19 protein-coding genes are annotated in these 16,290 nt (G+C 61.6%); 12 read left to right on the plus strand and 7 right to left on the minus strand.

Annotated elements, in window-relative coordinates; translation table 11 throughout:
* Window positions 1-103: 103 nt before the first annotated feature.
* Window positions 104-349 (plus strand): CBU_0592 family membrane protein, encoded by a 246-nt coding sequence (locus KFK14_RS18760; RefSeq protein ID WP_212608734.1) that lies wholly within the window; start codon window positions 104-106, stop codon window positions 347-349.
* A 422-nt stretch (window positions 350-771) separates the two neighbouring features.
* Window positions 772-1,092, plus strand: coding sequence for a UrcA family protein (locus KFK14_RS18765; RefSeq protein WP_212608735.1), 321 nt, complete (start codon window positions 772-774; stop codon window positions 1,090-1,092).
* A 72-nt stretch (window positions 1,093-1,164) separates the two neighbouring features.
* Here KFK14_RS18765 and KFK14_RS18770 read toward each other — a convergent pair whose 3' ends face one another.
* The gene (locus tag KFK14_RS18770; RefSeq protein WP_212608736.1) at window positions 1,165-3,522 is read right to left on the minus strand and encodes a GH92 family glycosyl hydrolase; all 2,358 of its coding nucleotides are present in this window, start codon (window positions 3,520-3,522) and stop codon (window positions 1,165-1,167) included.
* A 110-nt stretch (window positions 3,523-3,632) separates the two neighbouring features.
* Between KFK14_RS18770 and KFK14_RS18775 the strand changes: the two genes are divergently transcribed.
* A complete protein-coding gene (locus tag KFK14_RS18775) occupies window positions 3,633-4,331 on the plus strand; it encodes a glutamine amidotransferase (protein ID WP_212608737.1) in 699 nt (232 codons plus the stop codon).
* 159 nt (window positions 4,332-4,490) lie between these two features.
* Here the strand turns inward: KFK14_RS18775 and KFK14_RS18780 are convergent, their stop codons facing one another.
* The 3 genes from KFK14_RS18780 to KFK14_RS18790 are packed head-to-tail and all read right to left on the minus strand — an operon-like array spanning window position 4,491 to window position 5,277.
* Window positions 4,491-4,745 (minus strand): hypothetical protein, encoded by a 255-nt coding sequence (locus KFK14_RS18780; RefSeq protein ID WP_139139289.1) that lies wholly within the window; start codon window positions 4,743-4,745, stop codon window positions 4,491-4,493.
* A 58-nt stretch (window positions 4,746-4,803) separates the two neighbouring features.
* A complete protein-coding gene (locus tag KFK14_RS18785) occupies window positions 4,804-5,088 on the minus strand; it encodes a PilZ domain-containing protein (protein ID WP_212608738.1) in 285 nt (94 codons plus the stop codon).
* Window positions 5,089-5,277, minus strand: a complete 189-nt coding sequence (locus KFK14_RS18790) for a DUF4169 family protein (protein ID WP_212608739.1) — start codon at window positions 5,275-5,277, stop codon at window positions 5,089-5,091.
* A gap of 135 nt (window positions 5,278-5,412) precedes the next feature.
* Here KFK14_RS18790 and KFK14_RS18795 point away from each other — a divergent pair, with 135 nt between their 5' ends.
* From KFK14_RS18795 to KFK14_RS18805, 3 genes are all read left to right on the plus strand, one after another.
* On the plus strand, window positions 5,413-5,949 hold the full coding sequence (locus tag KFK14_RS18795) for a (2Fe-2S)-binding protein (protein ID WP_212611231.1): 537 nt from the start codon (window positions 5,413-5,415) through the stop codon (window positions 5,947-5,949).
* Window positions 5,950-6,068: 119 nt separating this feature from the next.
* Complete coding sequence (locus KFK14_RS18800) at window positions 6,069-7,055, plus strand: RcnB family protein (RefSeq protein ID WP_246524700.1); 987 nt, start codon at window positions 6,069-6,071, stop codon at window positions 7,053-7,055.
* Window positions 7,056-7,183: 128 nt separating this feature from the next.
* Window positions 7,184-7,861: a prolyl hydroxylase family protein gene (locus KFK14_RS18805; RefSeq protein WP_246524701.1), complete on the plus strand. Its 678-nt coding sequence runs from the start codon at window positions 7,184-7,186 to the stop codon at window positions 7,859-7,861.
* Between the two features lie 15 nt (window positions 7,862-7,876).
* On the opposite strand, the gene KFK14_RS18810 is transcribed toward KFK14_RS18805, so the two are convergent.
* Window positions 7,877-8,215, minus strand: a complete 339-nt coding sequence (locus KFK14_RS18810; protein WP_212608741.1) for a DUF427 domain-containing protein — start codon at window positions 8,213-8,215, stop codon at window positions 7,877-7,879.
* Window positions 8,216-8,413: 198 nt separating this feature from the next.
* Between KFK14_RS18810 and KFK14_RS18815 the strand changes: the two genes are divergently transcribed.
* Window positions 8,414-8,884, plus strand: coding sequence for an RcnB family protein (locus KFK14_RS18815; protein WP_070156117.1), 471 nt, complete (start codon window positions 8,414-8,416; stop codon window positions 8,882-8,884).
* 119 nt (window positions 8,885-9,003) lie between these two features.
* On the opposite strand, the gene KFK14_RS18820 is transcribed toward KFK14_RS18815, so the two are convergent.
* Together KFK14_RS18820 and KFK14_RS18825 are read right to left on the minus strand one after the other, a co-directional pair.
* Window positions 9,004-9,318, minus strand: a complete 315-nt coding sequence (locus KFK14_RS18820) for a 2Fe-2S iron-sulfur cluster-binding protein (protein WP_070156116.1) — start codon at window positions 9,316-9,318, stop codon at window positions 9,004-9,006.
* Complete coding sequence (locus KFK14_RS18825) at window positions 9,290-9,595, minus strand: hypothetical protein (RefSeq protein ID WP_212608742.1); 306 nt, start codon at window positions 9,593-9,595, stop codon at window positions 9,290-9,292. Before KFK14_RS18825 ends, KFK14_RS18820 begins: the two co-directional genes overlap by 29 nt.
* Window positions 9,596-9,711: 116 nt before the next feature.
* Between KFK14_RS18825 and KFK14_RS18830 the strand changes: the two genes are divergently transcribed.
* From KFK14_RS18830 to KFK14_RS18850, 5 genes are all read left to right on the plus strand, one after another.
* Window positions 9,712-10,236: a VOC family protein gene (locus KFK14_RS18830; RefSeq protein ID WP_212608743.1), complete on the plus strand. Its 525-nt coding sequence runs from the start codon at window positions 9,712-9,714 to the stop codon at window positions 10,234-10,236.
* A 146-nt stretch (window positions 10,237-10,382) separates the two neighbouring features.
* The gene (locus tag KFK14_RS18835; protein WP_212608744.1) at window positions 10,383-11,225 is read left to right on the plus strand and encodes a fumarylacetoacetate hydrolase family protein; all 843 of its coding nucleotides are present in this window, start codon (window positions 10,383-10,385) and stop codon (window positions 11,223-11,225) included.
* Between the two features lie 361 nt (window positions 11,226-11,586).
* The gene (locus KFK14_RS18840; RefSeq protein ID WP_212608745.1) at window positions 11,587-13,923 is read left to right on the plus strand and encodes a TonB-dependent receptor; all 2,337 of its coding nucleotides are present in this window, start codon (window positions 11,587-11,589) and stop codon (window positions 13,921-13,923) included.
* An 86-nt stretch (window positions 13,924-14,009) separates the two neighbouring features.
* Entirely contained in the window at window positions 14,010-15,329 is a 1,320-nt protein-coding gene (locus KFK14_RS18845; RefSeq protein WP_212608746.1) for a Rieske 2Fe-2S domain-containing protein, read from the plus strand.
* A 68-nt stretch (window positions 15,330-15,397) separates the two neighbouring features.
* Window positions 15,398-16,285, plus strand: coding sequence for an alpha/beta fold hydrolase (locus KFK14_RS18850; RefSeq protein WP_212608747.1), 888 nt, complete (start codon window positions 15,398-15,400; stop codon window positions 16,283-16,285).
* Window positions 16,286-16,290: the final 5 nt, after the last annotated feature.

Raw genomic sequence — 16,290 nt, forward strand, 5'->3', positions numbered from 1 at the left:
TACCGGACTTGATCCAGCAGCCTTTCGCTCTAGGCCAGCATGACCGTGCGGCCGGAGCGGAAACCAGCAAGGCTGTGCAGAGGATGAGGTTTGGAGAGACGTTATGGCGATCGCGGTGGAGATCATCGGCTGGATCGGCGCGGTACTGGTGCTGATCGGCTATATATCCGTGTCGACAGGCCGGCTATCCGGCGCGTCCCCGGCATTCCACTGGCTGAACGCCGTCGGCGCGGGTTGCTTCATCCTCAACACCTGGTGGCATGGCGCGCTCCCGTCGATGGCGCTGAACATCATCTGGAGCGGGATCGGCTTCACGGCGCTGTACCGGATGTGGCGCCGGCCCGCATAAGGGCACCCGCCCATCGCCGTCCGCCCCATTGCCCGGACGGCAGCAGCAGCCAATTCGCTTCCCTCTTTTCCCGTACTTTTCGACATTTTGTTACGTTGACGCGATCCTATCGGAAAGTTGCGTGAGATTCAGGTTGCAGATGAGAAAGAGCTTCGCGAAGCCTATCGGGTTAGCCTGGCTGTAGGACAGCAGGGCTAAGGCGAGGGCATGCCATCTTCCATCGCCGCATGAGGGATCAGCATTTTCCCGCCCCGCTCAAAAAATACCGAAATATTTCCCCAATTCTCGGTCATGAACACCGCATGTTAGGATTATTCACACTAGGTTCAGGAAAATTTGGCCGATTTTCCGCCGTTTTTTGATTTGGCACGGTCCCTGCAATGTCTTTGACATCACCAACCAAGACTTGAAAGGAACACACCATGCTTACCATTGCCAACCGTTCGATCGCCGCGACCGCCGCTGTTTTCGCCGCTGTCCTGTCCGTCACCGCTGTCTCGCCGGTACGCGCCGAAACCGTCCGCGTCCCCGTTTCCTACAGCGATCTGGACCTGTCCTCGCCTGCCGATGCCGCCACGTTGAACCGCCGCATCTCACACGCCGCCGATCAGGTTTGCGGCACCAATGACCGCATCAACCGCTTCCGCGTCGCTGAGTGCCGCAAGGATGCGATCGTGAATGCGAAGGCCAATCTGAAGGTCGCCCAGTCCGCCCCTGCCGGCATCGTCCTGGCCGCCCAATAATGACGCCGCCGTCGCCGCCGGTCCGATAAAAACCCATCGGACCGGCGCTGCGGCAGACATGACAAGGCCCCGCTACTTCGTTCCATATCCTGTCATCGAATAGGGCCGCGCCTTCACTCCGGTCGCCCACAGCTTGTTCGGCACAGCCGCCATTATGAAGCGCAACTCCCCACCGGCCCGGATCTCGCTATCCTTGATATAAACCCGGTCCAGCGGCTTTCGGTTCAGCGTCACCGATCCGATATAGCGGTTCGCGTCCGACAGCCCCTCCGCGACCACCGTAAAGCGCTTGCCGCCCGGCAGCGTCATCTCCGCCCGCTCCACGAAGGGCCGGCCGATCACATATTCGCCTGTGCCCGGCGCGACCGGATAGAAACCCAGCGCCGTGAACACCAGCCAGGCGGACATCTGACCCAGATCGTCATTCCCGGCCAGCCCATCGGGCGTGGGCTTATACTGGCTCTCGACAATCTGCTTCAGCCTCTCCTGCGTGCGCCAGGGCTGCCCAGCATAATCGTAGAGATAGGCGACGTGATGGCTCGGCTCATTGCCATGGATATATTGGCCGATCAGGCCGGAAATATCCTCCGCATGGCTGTAGTCGATCTTGCTGTTGTCGAAATCGAACATCGCGTCCAGTTTCGCGACCGCCTTGGCGTCGCCGCCCAGCATGCGGAACAGCCCGCCCTGATCGTGCGGCATGAACCAGCTATATTGCCAGGCATTCCCCTCCGTATAGTCGCTGCCATAGTTGATGGCCGTGGGGTCGAAGGGCGTGCGGAATGTCCCGTCCGCCTTGCGCGCGCGCAGAAAGCCGGTTTTGGGATCGAAACTGTTGCGCCAGTTAAGCGCGCGCTTCTCGAAACGGGCGGTGATATCCTTCTGCCCCAGCGCCTTTGCGACCTGCGCGATTGTCCAGTCGTCATAGGCATATTCGACGGTTTTCGACGCCGCTTCCGGCTCCCGGTCGATCGGCACGAAGCCCAGAGACTTATAGTCGGACAGCCCGCCATAAGGTCCGTAATCAGCGCTCGACACCATCGCGTTCAGCATCGCCTTTGCGTCCATATTGCCGACCCCTTTGAGATAGGCGTCGGCCAGAACGGGCACGGAATGATAGCCGATCATGGTCCAGGTTTCCTTGCCCGCAAACTGCCAGACCGGCAGGATGCCGAACGGGCTTTCCTTCTGGCTGGCGAGCAGGGAGGCGAGGAAATCGGCATTCTTCCTGTCCGGCTGGACAAGGGTCAGCAGCGGATGTTCGGCCCGGAACGTGTCCCAGAGCGAAAAGGTGGAGTGGAAGGTGAAGCCCTTTGCCTGCCGCACCTGATCGTCCGGCCCGCGATACCGGCCATCTGCGTCTCCCCACACGCTCGGCGCCATCAGGCTGTGGTAGAGCGCGGTGTAGAATGTCTTGCGCATCGGCGCTGGCGCGGCGACATCCACGGCGGACAGGGCCTCCCTCCACGCCGCGCGGGTCTTGCCGCGGATCGCATCGAAATCGCCCGGCTCACTGTCCAGATTGGCCCACGCGCCATTTTCATCGACGCCCGAAATGCCGACCTTCACCTCCAGCGGCGCGGAGAGCTTGCCGAAGTCGAGCTGCGCGACCAGCGCCCGCCCGTCGATCGCGTCCAGCGTTTCCGGCCCGCGCCCCGGCCCCTTGAACCCCTTGTAGACGACATCCTTTTCGGTGCTGACAAAGGCGTGCGTGGCAAGCGGCGCGGAAAAGCGCATCGCGAAATACAGCTTCCTTGGCGCGGCCCAGCCCCGCGTCTCGCGCGCACCGGTCAGCGTGCCATCGGGATGCAGGGTCAGCGACGACCAGAGAATCTTGCCCGGATAGTCGTAGATCACCGTGCGCAGGTCGAGCACCAGATGCGCCGCCTTCCCCGCCGGGAAAGTGTAGCGATGGACACCGACGCGCGTACCCGCCGTCATCTCCGCCCGCACCTGCGGATCGGTAAGCGTGACCGCATAATAGCCAGGCGTCGCCACCTCCCCGTCATGGGAATAGCGTGAGCGATAGCCGGATCCCGGCTTGTCCGCCTCGCCCGGCTCCAGCGGCACAGTGTCGCCCACGACCGGCATGACCAGAATATCACCCAGGTCCGAATGCCCCGCCCCGGAAAAATGCGTGTGGGAGAAACCGATGATCGTCGGGTCCTCATGCCGGTACCCAGCCGCCCAATTATAGGTCTGGCGGAAACGGCCAAGCGTGGTGTCGGGGCTTAACTGCACCATGCCGAACGGCGCCACCGCTCCGGGAAAGACATGCCCTTCCCCGGCGGTGCCGATGAAAGGATCGACCGCATCGACGGGGGCCGGGGGCGCGGCGGCGTCCTGCGCCCCCGCTCCGGTAGCGCCCAGAAGGCCGGCGGCGATCACGCTCCTGACGAGCGGCGGAAGGATGCGGAGGGTGCGGTTCATGACCGGGTTAGAGCATGCCCGATGCCCAGCGCCAAGCCGATAGCGGGATTTTTACAGCGGCAAGAATGGCTGTGTGGCGCGGCCGGGATTCCCGCCCTAGACAACAGCGCGTGAAGACTGCCCTGATCGTCCGCCATGTCCCCCGCGAAGGCGCCGCCGGATTCCTGCAGCCCATCGAGGCGGCGGGTTACCATATCGAGCGGATCGACGTGGCCGACCCGGCCTTTATCGACGCGGACCTGTGCGCGCCCGAATTGCTGATCATGATGGGCGGGCCGATGGGCGTTTATGAACATGACATCCATCCGTGGATTCCGTTGCAGATCGAGAAGCTGGCCGCGCGGCTGGAAAAGGACCGGCCCACCCTGGGCGTGTGCCTGGGCAGTCAGATGATCGCGGCGGCGCTTGGCGCGCGCGTCTATCCGGGCGGACAGAATGAAATCGGCTTCGCGCCGGTCACGCTGAGCAGCAACGGCCATGAGTCCCCGTTGCGCCATCTGGCCGAAGCGCCGGTTCTGCATTGGCATGGCGATACGTTCGACCTGCCGGACAATGTGGAGCTGCTCGCCTCCACCACCGCCTATCCCCACCAGGCGTTCCGGCGCGGAGCCAATGTGCTGGCGTTGCAATTCCATGCCGAAATGGGCGAGGACCCGCGTTTCGAGCAATGGCTGACCCATTTTCGCGACGATTTCCATGCCAGCGGCCCAACCGAGGAAAGCCTGCGCGCCGGGCATGACGAACATGGACCGGGGGCGGTCGCCGCCGGGCGCATGATGATCGGGGAATGGCTGGCCGGGTTCCGGTAAGCCCGGAAAAATTTCGGCCTCGCCAGCGGGGGGAACTGGCGAGGCCTTTATCTCACCAACCCGGGCTAGAGCGGGGGGCAAATGGAAGCCCAGGCTGGTAAAGGTAGAACCGCCCAGGGCTGATCTGGTTCCACCGGTTCTGCCGCTTTCGGAAAATTTTTACATCGTGGCGATGATGCTGATCACCTGCAGGAATGCGCCCATGACCATGCAGGCGATGCCCGCCCGGCCAAACCGTTCGTTCCGCGCCTCCTCGCGCGGATCGACGATCGGTTTGCGGCGCTCCACAACGCCCGCCATGAACTCGCGCCCTTCAGAGCGCTGCCGTTTGGGGATGCCGAAAACGAAAACCAGCAATGTGCCCGCCGTGCTGAGGACAATGCCAAGACATGCCGCGATCTTGTATTTGTCCACTTCGCCCCCCGTTGGAAAAACCGGACCGTAGGCCATCGACGGACGAAAGCAACGCAGTTCAGTCCGGTTTTCCCGCAGAATCAACGAATGATGCGAGAATCGACGGCGCGAGCGGCCGGTCGAACGCCAGACCGAAGCTGTTGGCCCTCGCCCAGACGACATGGCAGGGCAGCGCCTTGCCGTTCCAGAGAATCTGCACCGCCTCCTTCGGGCCGGGCGCGAAGGCCGCCACAGCGTTCACGCCCGTCGCGGACAGGTTGATCAGCCTCGCCCGGACCTGCTTGCCGCCCCGCAACAGGGTGACGTCAATGGCCACATCGATGCGCTGCCCCGCCCTGTGCATTTAGTCGCCGCTGTCTTTCTCAAGAGCGGTTCCATCGATAGCCCGCGCCGCGCGCTCCTTCTCGCCCTTCTCCAGCAGCTTCTGCGCTTTCGTCCGGCCGTGGATCGCGCGGTTGCGGGCGGCGGCGGACTCCGCCTCCGCACGGGCGCGCGCCTTGCGGGCGCTGCGCAGGTTTATGATCTCCGCCATGCCCCCTTGTCTATCAGCGGGAGGCAAACGGCAATCCATTCCCGAACACGGCCATTCCTGAACATGACCATCGCCGAGTGGGCCATTCCTGCGCAGGGGCTTTCCCCACTTCCCGACTGGGCTATAGTGGCGGCGATGACCAAATTCACCGTGAACGACCGGCCGGTTCAGTACCGCATGGACCCTGATACGCCCCTCCTATGGGCATTGCGGGATGCCTCCAACCTGACCGGCGCCAAATATGGCTGCGGCACCGGCGATTGCGGCGCATGCACGGTGGAAGTGGACGGGGAAGCCGTACGCTCATGCCAGATCAGCATCGCAGAGGCGGAGGGCCGGTTCGTCACGACGATCGAGGCGCTTTCGCCCGACCGCAGCAATCCTGTGCAGCAGGCATGGATAGCCAGCAACCTGCCCCAATGCGGTTTCTGCCAGCCGGGCATGATCATGGCGGCGTCAATTTTGCTGCGCAAGACGAGCAATCCGTCTGACGCGGAGATCAACGCGGAGATCACCAACATATGCCGGTGCGGCACTTACCCGCGCATTCGCGATGCAGTGAAGCTAGCCGGAAGGATCATGCGTGGCGAGGAACTGGTGTCGGGCGCTCCCGCCCCCGGCATCGCGCCTGCAGACGCGGCGCGCGCCGTCCCTTCGCTGCGCGCGCCCTGAAAGGTTGCGGATTCCTTTCTATATGCTTTCAGGCCAATTCAGCATCCACTCATGGCGCGCCGTCTAGATAAGGTGCACAAGGGATCAGATGGGTCCCGGCGTGAGGAAGGCGCAAAGCCATGATGAGGAAGATGATGCTGGCGGGGCTGATGGCGGCGACGATATTGTCGGCCGCGACTCCCGCCATGGCGCAGGATGCAGGCCGCCGCGACTGGGGCGGGACACGCAGCAATAACCTGGAAACGCGAGGCGGCGACCGCACGCCGCGCGGAGACCGTGGCGGCCAATGGCAGGGCCGCCAACAACGGCCTCAGGCTGCGCCGCAAGCGCAACCTCAAGCATCGGCCCAAGCGCAGGGAAAGATGCAGGAGCGCCGCCGCTATATGGAACAGCGCCCCAGTGGCGATAACGGCCAATGGCGTCAGAATAATCAGTGGCAGCAGGCACAGGCCGCGCAGGCCGCCCAGCAGGCGCGCCAGACGCAGCAGCGGGTCGAATCATCGTCGACGCTCGGCCGGGACAGCCGCGCGTGGCGCGACGAGCGCCGCAATGCGCGGCAGGACGGCCGCACCATTCCCGGCAGCACGGAGGGCTGGCGCAACCGCACGGGCGATGATCGCCGCGACCGGGATGCGAACTGGCGCAACAATGATGATCGCCGCGACAGCAACTGGCGGAACGACAACAGGCGCGACAATGACTGGCGTAACAATGGCCAGCGCTACGGCAATAATCGCAACTGGGCCTATAATGGCGGCAGACTGAACGACCGGCAGCGCTGGCAGGATCAGCGCCGGTGGGACAGCGGCTGGCGCAATGACCGCCGGTATGACTGGCGCTCATACCGCAACAGCTACCGCAGCATTTACAGCCCCGGCCGCTACTACGCGCCGCGCGGATGGAGCTACGGATACCGGCCTTTCTCGTCGGGCATCTTCATCGACAGCATGTTCTATTCGAACAATTACTGGCTGGACGATCCCTACGAATACCGGTTGCCGCCGGCCTACGGATCGATGCGCTGGATTCGCTATTATGATGATGCGCTGCTGGTCGACATGCGCGACGGCTATGTGGTCGACGTGATCCGCAACTTCTTCTGGTAGGAAGCGGCGCGGCAAAGGACTTCCTGGACTGGCCTTCAGGAACACTGGACCCGGAGCAGCAACGCTCCGGGTTCTTTTGCTTGCGGCGATGGACGGGGATTGGCAATCTTGCGCCGATGGAAGAACAGATGATCGACGATGGCGGGGTTGCATCGGAACGCCGGGCCGCGATCGGCGCGGCCGTTCGCGCCAAGCTGAAACGCAACCCGATGGTCAGCCGGATCGAATCCCCCCACCTGGAAATCTATGGGCGGCATAATTTCCTCAGTGCCCAGGAATGCGCCGACATGCGCGCGCTGATCGATAAGGACGCCAAGCCGTCCAGCCTGTTTTCGGGATCGGCCAATGCCGAATACCGCACCAGCCACAGTTGCAATCTCAGCCCATGGGACCCGCTGGTGGAAAAGGTGACTGACCGGATCACTGGCCTGATGGGCATTGATCCCCACAGCGGAGAGACGTTGCAGGGGCAACGCTATGCCCCCGGACAGGAATATAAGGTCCATTGCGATTATTTCCCCGTCAACGCCTCCTATTGGCCGGCCATGCTGCGGTCCGGGGGGCAGCGCTGCTGGACCGCGATGATCTATCTGTCCGAGGTCGAATCCGGCGGCGAAACCCATTTCCCCCAATGCGGCTTCATGGTCCCGCCCAAGGAAGGCATGATCCTGATGTGGAACAATCTCGACGAGGCGGGCGCGCCCAACAGGTACAGCCTGCACGCGGCGCGGCTGGTGGAAAGCGGCACCAAATATGTGGTGACCAAATGGTTCCGCGAACGGATGTGGGAACCCGCCCTCGCCTAGGCCCAAGCTGTAACCCTACGCCTCTATCGTCACCTTATCGGGGTAAAAGGCCAGGTGACCGGCGATTTCGCCGACATCGTCCCGTGGCGTTTCATAACTCCACACCGCGGCGGGGGCGCCGGGAAGATCGAAATAGCTGGCGTCGCCCTTATAGGGGCAATGCGTGGTCCGATCGTTCCGGGAGAGCAGGCCCATATCCGTATCTTCCCGCGGCACGTAGAGCACAGCCGGATAGCTTGCCTCTTTCAGTGAAAGCGCCTTTCGCGTGCGGACGATTTCGCGGCCCGCGTGCAGAATGCGGACCTCGCCTTCATAGGGCGTGATTGTGATGGGGTGATCCAATGTGCCGGCCATAACCGCCTCCTGTTCCGCACATAGATGGCGACGCGGAAAGCCGTTCCAAGAGGCAGGTTATTACACTTTGCGACAGAGCCTTTCCGCTTCCTGACGGACATGTTCCCAAAGAGTTCAGAACGAATCCGCGATATGTGCGTTGTCAGCACGAGAGGGTTCGTGACGACAAGGATCAGCCCCCAAGGACTGGAGAGACACATGCGTAAGATCATCATAATGGCGCTTCTGGCCGCGACCGCCGCGCCGAATGTGGCGATGGCCCAATCGGCAGCCGAAATCCGCCGCGACAATCGCGAAGTGCGTGAGGAGCGGCGCGACCTTCGCCAGGCCCAACGCTATGGCGACCGCCGTGACGTTCGCAATGCCCGCGAGGATCTGCGCGACGCCCGGCAGGAGCGCCGCGAGGATTGGCGGGATTATCGCCGCACCCATCGGGACGTTTACGCCCGTGGCAACTGGCGCGCCCCGTTCCGCTACAATGCTTGGAACACCGGCGTTCGCCTGAAGCCTGTTTATTACAATTCGCGTTACTATATCAGTGATCCGTATCGCTACAGGCTGCCCGCTGCGCGCGGCGACATGCGCTGGGTGCGTCACTATAATGACGTATTGCTGGTGAATGTTCGAACCGGCGTCGTGGCGCAGGTGCATCGCGGCTTCTTCTGGTAAGGCCCCTCCCATAGCAGCCTTGCCGGTCGGCGGCCCCGGACGACATATCGTCCGGGGCCGCTTTCGTTACCGGTGCTGGCGCGGATCAGGGATAGCCGCGCATCATATCGCGCCGGCCTTCACTCAGGCGCGATGGTGATGCTCAACCCGTCAAGCGCCTCGCTCATCTCGATCTGGCAGGAAAGACGCGAGTTGGGCTGGCGCGAGTCGGCGCTGTCCAGCAGGTCGCTTTCATCCTCCGTCATCTCCGGGAGGAGGGGGAGGAAGCTTTCCCCGACGAAAACATGGCATGTCGCGCAGGAGAGACATCCTCCGCACAAGGCCAGCATTTCGTCCACCCCGCCCTCGCGAAGATTTTCCATCACCGAAATGCCATTTTCGGCCTCGATCTGCTTTTCGGTACCGTCACGCAGCGTAACCACCATGTGCGCCATGCTGTTCTCCATTTGATGACGGCGGCGGCCCTAGGGCATTTGCCTTCTCATCGCAAAGCAAAAAATGCACACACTTTGGAACAATCTTTGCTGCGTTCAAGCCCATATTCCTTTGCGTAACGGATAATATCGGCATAGCAACGCCTGCCACAATCTTCGCATCGGGAGTTTGCAATTGCATCCATTTATAAAAGGACGTATACATCCGTACACGATGCAAGAGACTCCGCGCGATCACCTGGCCGATATTTTTCAAAACCACGCGGATGGTTTTCAAGGATGCCCGCGGCAGGGGACGGCAGGCGATTTTGCCCGATGCTACGCACCGCATATGCAATCATCTATAAACGCAACACGCACATCATATGTCTTAACTTCGGTAGGAACTAGATCATGGCAACCGTGACGGAATCAGTTGGAGAGAAGGTAAAGCCGGCCCTCAAGACGCGCTTTTATTCGCATGCCACGCTGGACTGCAAAGATATCGCCTTCACGCGGAAATTCTTTGAGGAGTTTCTGGGTTTTCAGACCGTGCAGATGGCCCCCGTCGCCTTCTGGGCGCGCATGGGCGGAGACCAGATCATCGTGGTTGTGCAAGGCCCTGCAAACGGCAAGGAGAATATGCCGTTCCTCAATCATAACGGTCTCGATGTCGCTACAGAGGCGGAGGTCGATGCATCCTATGAAATCGTGAAGCGCGATGCCGAGAAATGGGGCCTGCACAAGATCAGCAAGCCGGTGGTTCAGCATGGCACCTACTGCTTTTACTTCTGGGACAAGGACGACAATGCATGGGAAATCCTGTGCAATCCCGAAGGTGGCTATTCCTGGGGCTTCGCACTTGGCGACCAGACCGGGGTCGGGCATCTGAGCCGCAAGTTCCAGCGGCCAGAATCGACGCTCACCAAGGATAAGTGAAGCGCAACCAGCGTCCTGCACGGATGGGCTGATATGGTTGACGGCGTCCGGGCGGCTGCGCATGACGCCGCCACGCCATGCGCGGGGCTTCTGCTCCGGCTGGATTTTGGTTCCGCTATGTTGCGGAGTGGGTGCGAGGAAAAAGCATGAAATTGGCGCGGATCGGGCCGAAAGGACAGGAGCGGCCGGCGATGCTGGACGCCGCCTTGCAGCTTCGCGACCTGAGCGGCCTTGTCGATGATATTGACGGGGCAGCCTTGCACCCGGACAAGCTTGCCCGGCTGGCCGCGCTCGACCCGCAGCAATTGCCGCTGATCAGCGCGCCTGTCCGCTATGGCCCGCCCGTCGCCCGCACCAGCAAATTCATCGCCATCGGCCTGAATTATCGCGACCATGCCGCCGAGTCCGGCAACCCCGTGCCCAAAGAGCCGGTCATGTTCATGAAAGCGATCAGCGCGATCGCAGGCCCGGATGACGATGTGCCGATGCCCCGCGGTTCCACCAAGATGGACTGGGAGATTGAACTGGGCATCGTCGTCGGCACCCGCGCCCGTTATGTCGAAAAGGCGGGCGCCCTTCGCCACATCGCGGGCTATGTGCTCGTCAACGATATCTCCGAACGCTTCGACCAGATCGAGCGGGGCGGCACCTGGGACAAGGGCAAGGGGCATGACGGCTTTGGCCCCGTTGGTCCCTGGCTGGTGACGCCCGACGAGGTGGATGTCGGCGCGCTTGAAATGACGCTCGACGTTTCCGGCCATAGGCGGCAGGCGGGCAATACCGGCAACATGATCTTCGATGTCGCGACCATATTGTCCTATGTCAGCCAATTCGTGACGCTGGAGCCGGGCGATATGATCGCAACCGGAACACCCGCCGGGGTCGGACTTGGCATGAAGCCGCCGCTCTATCTCTCGGTGGGTGACGAGATGCGGCTGTCCATCACTGGCTTGGGCGAGCAACGCCAGCGAGTCGTCGCCTCCGTCTGAAATGATGCGCGGGCTTCAGCCTGCGGCCTGACCGGCCAATAACGCCAGGCTTCTGAGCCGAGACCAATTCTATCATTGGGTCTTGCGACCGCCGGGCAGGATGCCCCGCCACGCCCCGGCCAGCGGGCGAATGCGCTGCGCCGTCGGACTTGTCCTGGGAACTGGACGGCCCAATCTCACATTTTCCCTTACCGGACCGCCATCATACGGCGCAGGCTTCCCCGCGCGCGCCGGAATCCTTCTCCAAATTTCTCTTTGACATGGTAGCATGTTAATAGTAGATTTGTAACTGGATGCACTTTTGAGCGTCCTTAAATGCCGCATTCGATGCGGCGATATAAGTATTTGGGGAGAGACTGAGATGAGGCATCTCACTTTGCGCGGTTGCCTGTTGCTGAGCGCGGCGATGATATCCGTTCCCGCATGGGGCCAATCGGAATCCGCCCCTGCAGCGCAGCCAGCGGATGCCGCCGATGCGGCAGCTTCGGGCATTGACGACATTGTGGTCACCGCGCGCAAGCGCGAGGAGAATTTGCGCGACGTGCCCATCTCGATCAGCGCCGTTTCCGGTCAGGCGCTGACCACCGCGAAGATCACGCAGGTCGTCGATCTCGCCTCCCGCATTCCCAATTTCACGGTGTCGAGCGGCGCGAACCTGCCCTTCTCCCTGATCCGCGGCTTTGGCTCCGGCAATAATATCTCGTTCGACCAAGCGGTCGGCAAGTTCATCGACAATGTGTCCTATGGTCGCGATCAGGACATCCGCCTGCCGCTGTTCGATGTGGAGCGGGTCGAAGTGCTGAAGGGGCCGCAGGTGCTGCTCTACGGCAATAGCGCGACCGCTGGCGCATTGAACATCACGACCAAGAAGCCTGGCGATGCATTGTCTGCCGACGGCTCCATCGCCTACGGATTTAATTTCAACGAAATCGTTTCGCAGGCCGGCGTGACCGTTCCTTTGGGTCAGGATATCGCCATCCGTGTTTCCGGCATCTACCAGTATCGCGACAGGGGGCCGGTCTTCAATGAACTGACCGGCGAACATGATCCGCAGGCCCGCAACTATGCGACCCGCGCAATCCTCCGCGCGAAGCCCGCAGACGGCCTGACCGTCACGCTGAAAGCGGAATATGACCGGATGCGGGAAACCGGATCGGCGGGTGAAGTCATGAGTCCCACGATTTTCAGCTTCCTGACGCTGCCGGATACAAGGCTAGATGCCGTAACAAGCGTCGATAACACTGCAGCGCCCTTCTTCCAGCCGACATTCCTCGGCCTGCGCAACACGACCTATCAGGGCGACATCAATTACGACCTGGGCAATGGCACGCTGACATCGACGACGGGATATCGCGACCTGAAATTCGCCCAGTCGCTGCCCTCGCCCACACCGGTTCCGGTCCTCAACGCCTACCTCGCTTACCGCTACAAACAGTTCAGCCAGGAACTTCGTTATTCGGGCAGCTTCGGCGCGCTCGATACGACGGTCGGCGGCTATTTCCAGCGCGATACTTTTGACGTGTGGTCGGCGATCGACTTCAACCTCACGCCTACCCTACCGCCGGGTCTTGTGCTGCCGCCATTCGCGCTGAACGGCAATCTGGATCAGATCCAGAAATCCTATTCGATCTTCGGCGATTTCACTTACCACCTTACGGACTCGCTGAGCATCGAAGCGGGCGCGCGCTATAGCTGGATTCGCAAGAATGCCGATCAGTCGCTGGTGGCGGCCAATGTCGTGCCCGGCAAGACGTTCGACAGCGGCGCGGACGCGCTCTCCCCCAACCCGGCCCTCACGCCCTTCTTCGTGCTCGGAACCGGCGTCCTGCCTCACCAGTTCACAGGGCTGAAGCTCCGGGACGAATTCTTCCAGCCGCAGGTGGTTCTGCAATATAAGATCGCACCCAAAAGCCAGGCGTTCGTGAAATATGTCCGCGGCGAAAAGGCTGGCGGATTCGACTATTTCTACACCGGCGTTCCTCCCCTTGGCCCGACGCCCGCTGGCGCGCAGTTCGCGTCGGAACGCGCCGAATCCTTCGAAGCAGGTGTGAAGGGGCTGGTTTTCGACAACACGCTCGACTTCTCGCTGATCGCGTTCCGCACGACATTCACCAACCTGCAGGCGTCGATTTTCCAGACGGCCTCCTTCGTCGTAGCGAATGTGGGCAAGGCCCGGACGCAGGGCATAGAGCTGGAATTGAACTACGCGCCGATCCAGGGCCTGCGCATCAATGCGTCCGGCGCATATCTGGACGCAAAATATCTCGACTTCCCCGGTCAGCCTTGCACCGTGGCTCAGGCCATCGCCAATGGCGGGGTCGATGGCTGCTTCCAGGATCTTTCCGGCACGCGCACCCAGTTCGCATCCAAATGGACAGGCACGCTGAGCATCGACTATCAGTGGGCGCTCAACAGCGCCTTTGACATGGCGGGCGGCTTGGCCCTGTTCGCGCGATCCAAATATAATGCCTCGCCGAACCATGAGCCTCTGCAGGAGCAGAAAGCCTATGCCAAGCTGGACGGCCATCTCGATCTGAAGGCGTCCGAGGGCCAATGGACTCTGTCACTGTTCGGCAAGAACCTGACTGACCGAAAGACCCTGGATTTCGGTGCGGACGCGCCGGGCGCGGGCAAGGCGTTGACTGGCTTCCTGTCTACGGGCCGCGAAATCGGCCTTCGCTTCGGCTTCAATTTCTGATGGCGCGTGCTTCAAAGCGCTTGGACCGTCAATACTGGCATGCTAGTATGATTCGCGCGATGTCTGCATTCTGGAGAGGTTGACATATGAACGCCATCACGCCTGAACCAAAGACCGGCAGGGCCTCCGACTACAGCACGGGCCGTCAATATGGCCGGCCGAGGGCAACTCACGACCATGAACTGACGGAGACGAATCCGGGCACGTTGATGGGGGAATTGCTGCGCCGTTATTGGCAGCCTTTTGCGCTGTCGTCGGAATTGAATAACGACCTGCCCTTGCCGATCCGCATTCTGGGCGAGGACCTTGTCGCGTTTCGCGATGCGGAGGGCAAGGCGGGCCTCATGTATCCGCGCTGCATGCATCGTGGCGCCTCCCTGGTGCTGGGCAAGCTGGAGCCGCAGGGCCTGCGCTGCCCCTATCATGGATGGATGTTCGACACGCAGGGCCATCTGCTGGACACGCCCTGCGAGCTTGATCCCAAGAGCACCCACCTTCATCGCGTGATCCGGCAACCCTGGTATCCGGTGATCGAGAAATACGGCATCGCCTTCACCTATATGGGACCAGCGGACAAGGAGCCGCTATTCCCCGAAAACCCCCTGCTCGATGCGCTGGACGATGATGAGATCATCCTGCCGACCGGCGGCAGCCAGCCGCCGGATGAAGCGCCCATCGCTCTCGTCGAGGGTCAGATGGACATGAACTGGCTCCAGAATTTCGAAAATTTCATGGACCCGCTGCACCTGTCAGCGCTGCACTCCACGATCAACGGAATGCAGTTCAACGAATATATCAATTTCAATCCCGATCCCTGCAAGTTCAAGGCGTTCGACAAGGGAAGCATCTCCTGGATCGGCCAATGGGAAAACAAGACCGCGGGCGTCATCACCCAGGCGATTTTCCAGACCATCTTCCCCAACATGCATTGCGAAGGCCCGGTCTTTGAAGCGGGCAAGCCGTCCTTCAAATGGGTGGTGCCGGTCGACGACCATAATTACCGGTCCTTCACCGCCTGGGTCGTGAAGAAGGACGGCGGACTGCCGATCGGCGATCTGGTCATGATGGACCCGGAGAAATTCGGTCCCGGACGGCCGGAGGCTTACCGGACCTGGACGCTGGAGGATAAGCAGCGCTGGCAGACGGATTTCCTGGTCCAACAAAGCCAGGGACCGATCACGCTTCATTCCGAGGAACGGCTGACCACAGCGGATATGGGCGTGGTGATGCTTCGCCGAATCCTCAAGCAGCAGGCGAAGATCGTGAAGGAGGGCGGCGACCCGATCGGGGCCATCCCCGGCGAAGCTGACGTGATCGACGTCTACGCCAGCACCGCCCGCCTCGATCCCAAAACCGGCGAAATCCTTGAAGGCTATCTGCTCAAAACCCTCGACGATTACGCCTGACAGGACAGCCGCCGCGCCGGAAACTGGTCCGGCATGGCGGCCGTCTCCGAATAAACTGGAGTTCGAACATGTATCTTTGGCCGGAAATAGCGCGAGGCAGCATTCGCCTCGACTATGTGCAGGCGGGGCCGATCCGTACCCGCTATGTGGAGGCTGGTGACGCGACGGCACGCGAGGCGGTGGTATTCATTCCCGGCACCGGCGGCCATCTGGAGGCGTTCACCCGCAACCTGCTGCCCCACGCCGAACAGTATCGGACCATCGCCCTCGACATGGTCGGCCACGGCTATAGCGACAAGCCCGACCATGATTATGAAATCCGCCACTATGTCGCGCATCTGAAAGACTTTTGCGATGCGATGGGCCTCGACCGCATCCATGTGCATGGCGAGTCCCTGGGCGGCTGGATCGCAGCGCAATTCGCCATCGACCATCCTGAACGCACTGCATCCTTGACGCTCAATACGGCGGGCGGCCTCAACACCGATCCCAAGGTGATGGAGCGCGTCTACAACGTCACGATGAAGGCGGTGGCGGAGGCCAGCCTGGAAACCGTGCGCGCTCGCCTGGAGTGGCTGATGAACGATCCTTCGCTGGTGACGAACGACCTGATCGAACTGCGTTACGCCATCTACACCCAGCCCGGCTTTCTGAAGGCAATGGAGCATATCCTCTGCCTGCAGAATATGGACATCCGCATGCGCAATGTGCTGACCGACGAAAGCCTGTCAGCGATCAAGGCGCCGACGCTGGTGATCTGGACCGATCATGATCCGACCGCGCCGGTTGCGACGGGGGAGCGTTTCGTCGCTGCCATTCCCAATGCCGAGCCGCTGGTGATCATGGATGACTGCGCGCACTGGCCGCAATGGGAGAAGGCGGACGAGTTCAACAGCCTCCACCTGGCCTTTCTCGCTCGACAGACGGCGGCCGCTGGCGCCGCCTTGGTAGAATAGGACCG

The organism is Sphingobium phenoxybenzoativorans (genome assembly GCF_018286635.1).
GTDB lineage: Bacteria > Pseudomonadota > Alphaproteobacteria > Sphingomonadales > Sphingomonadaceae > Sphingobium > Sphingobium phenoxybenzoativorans.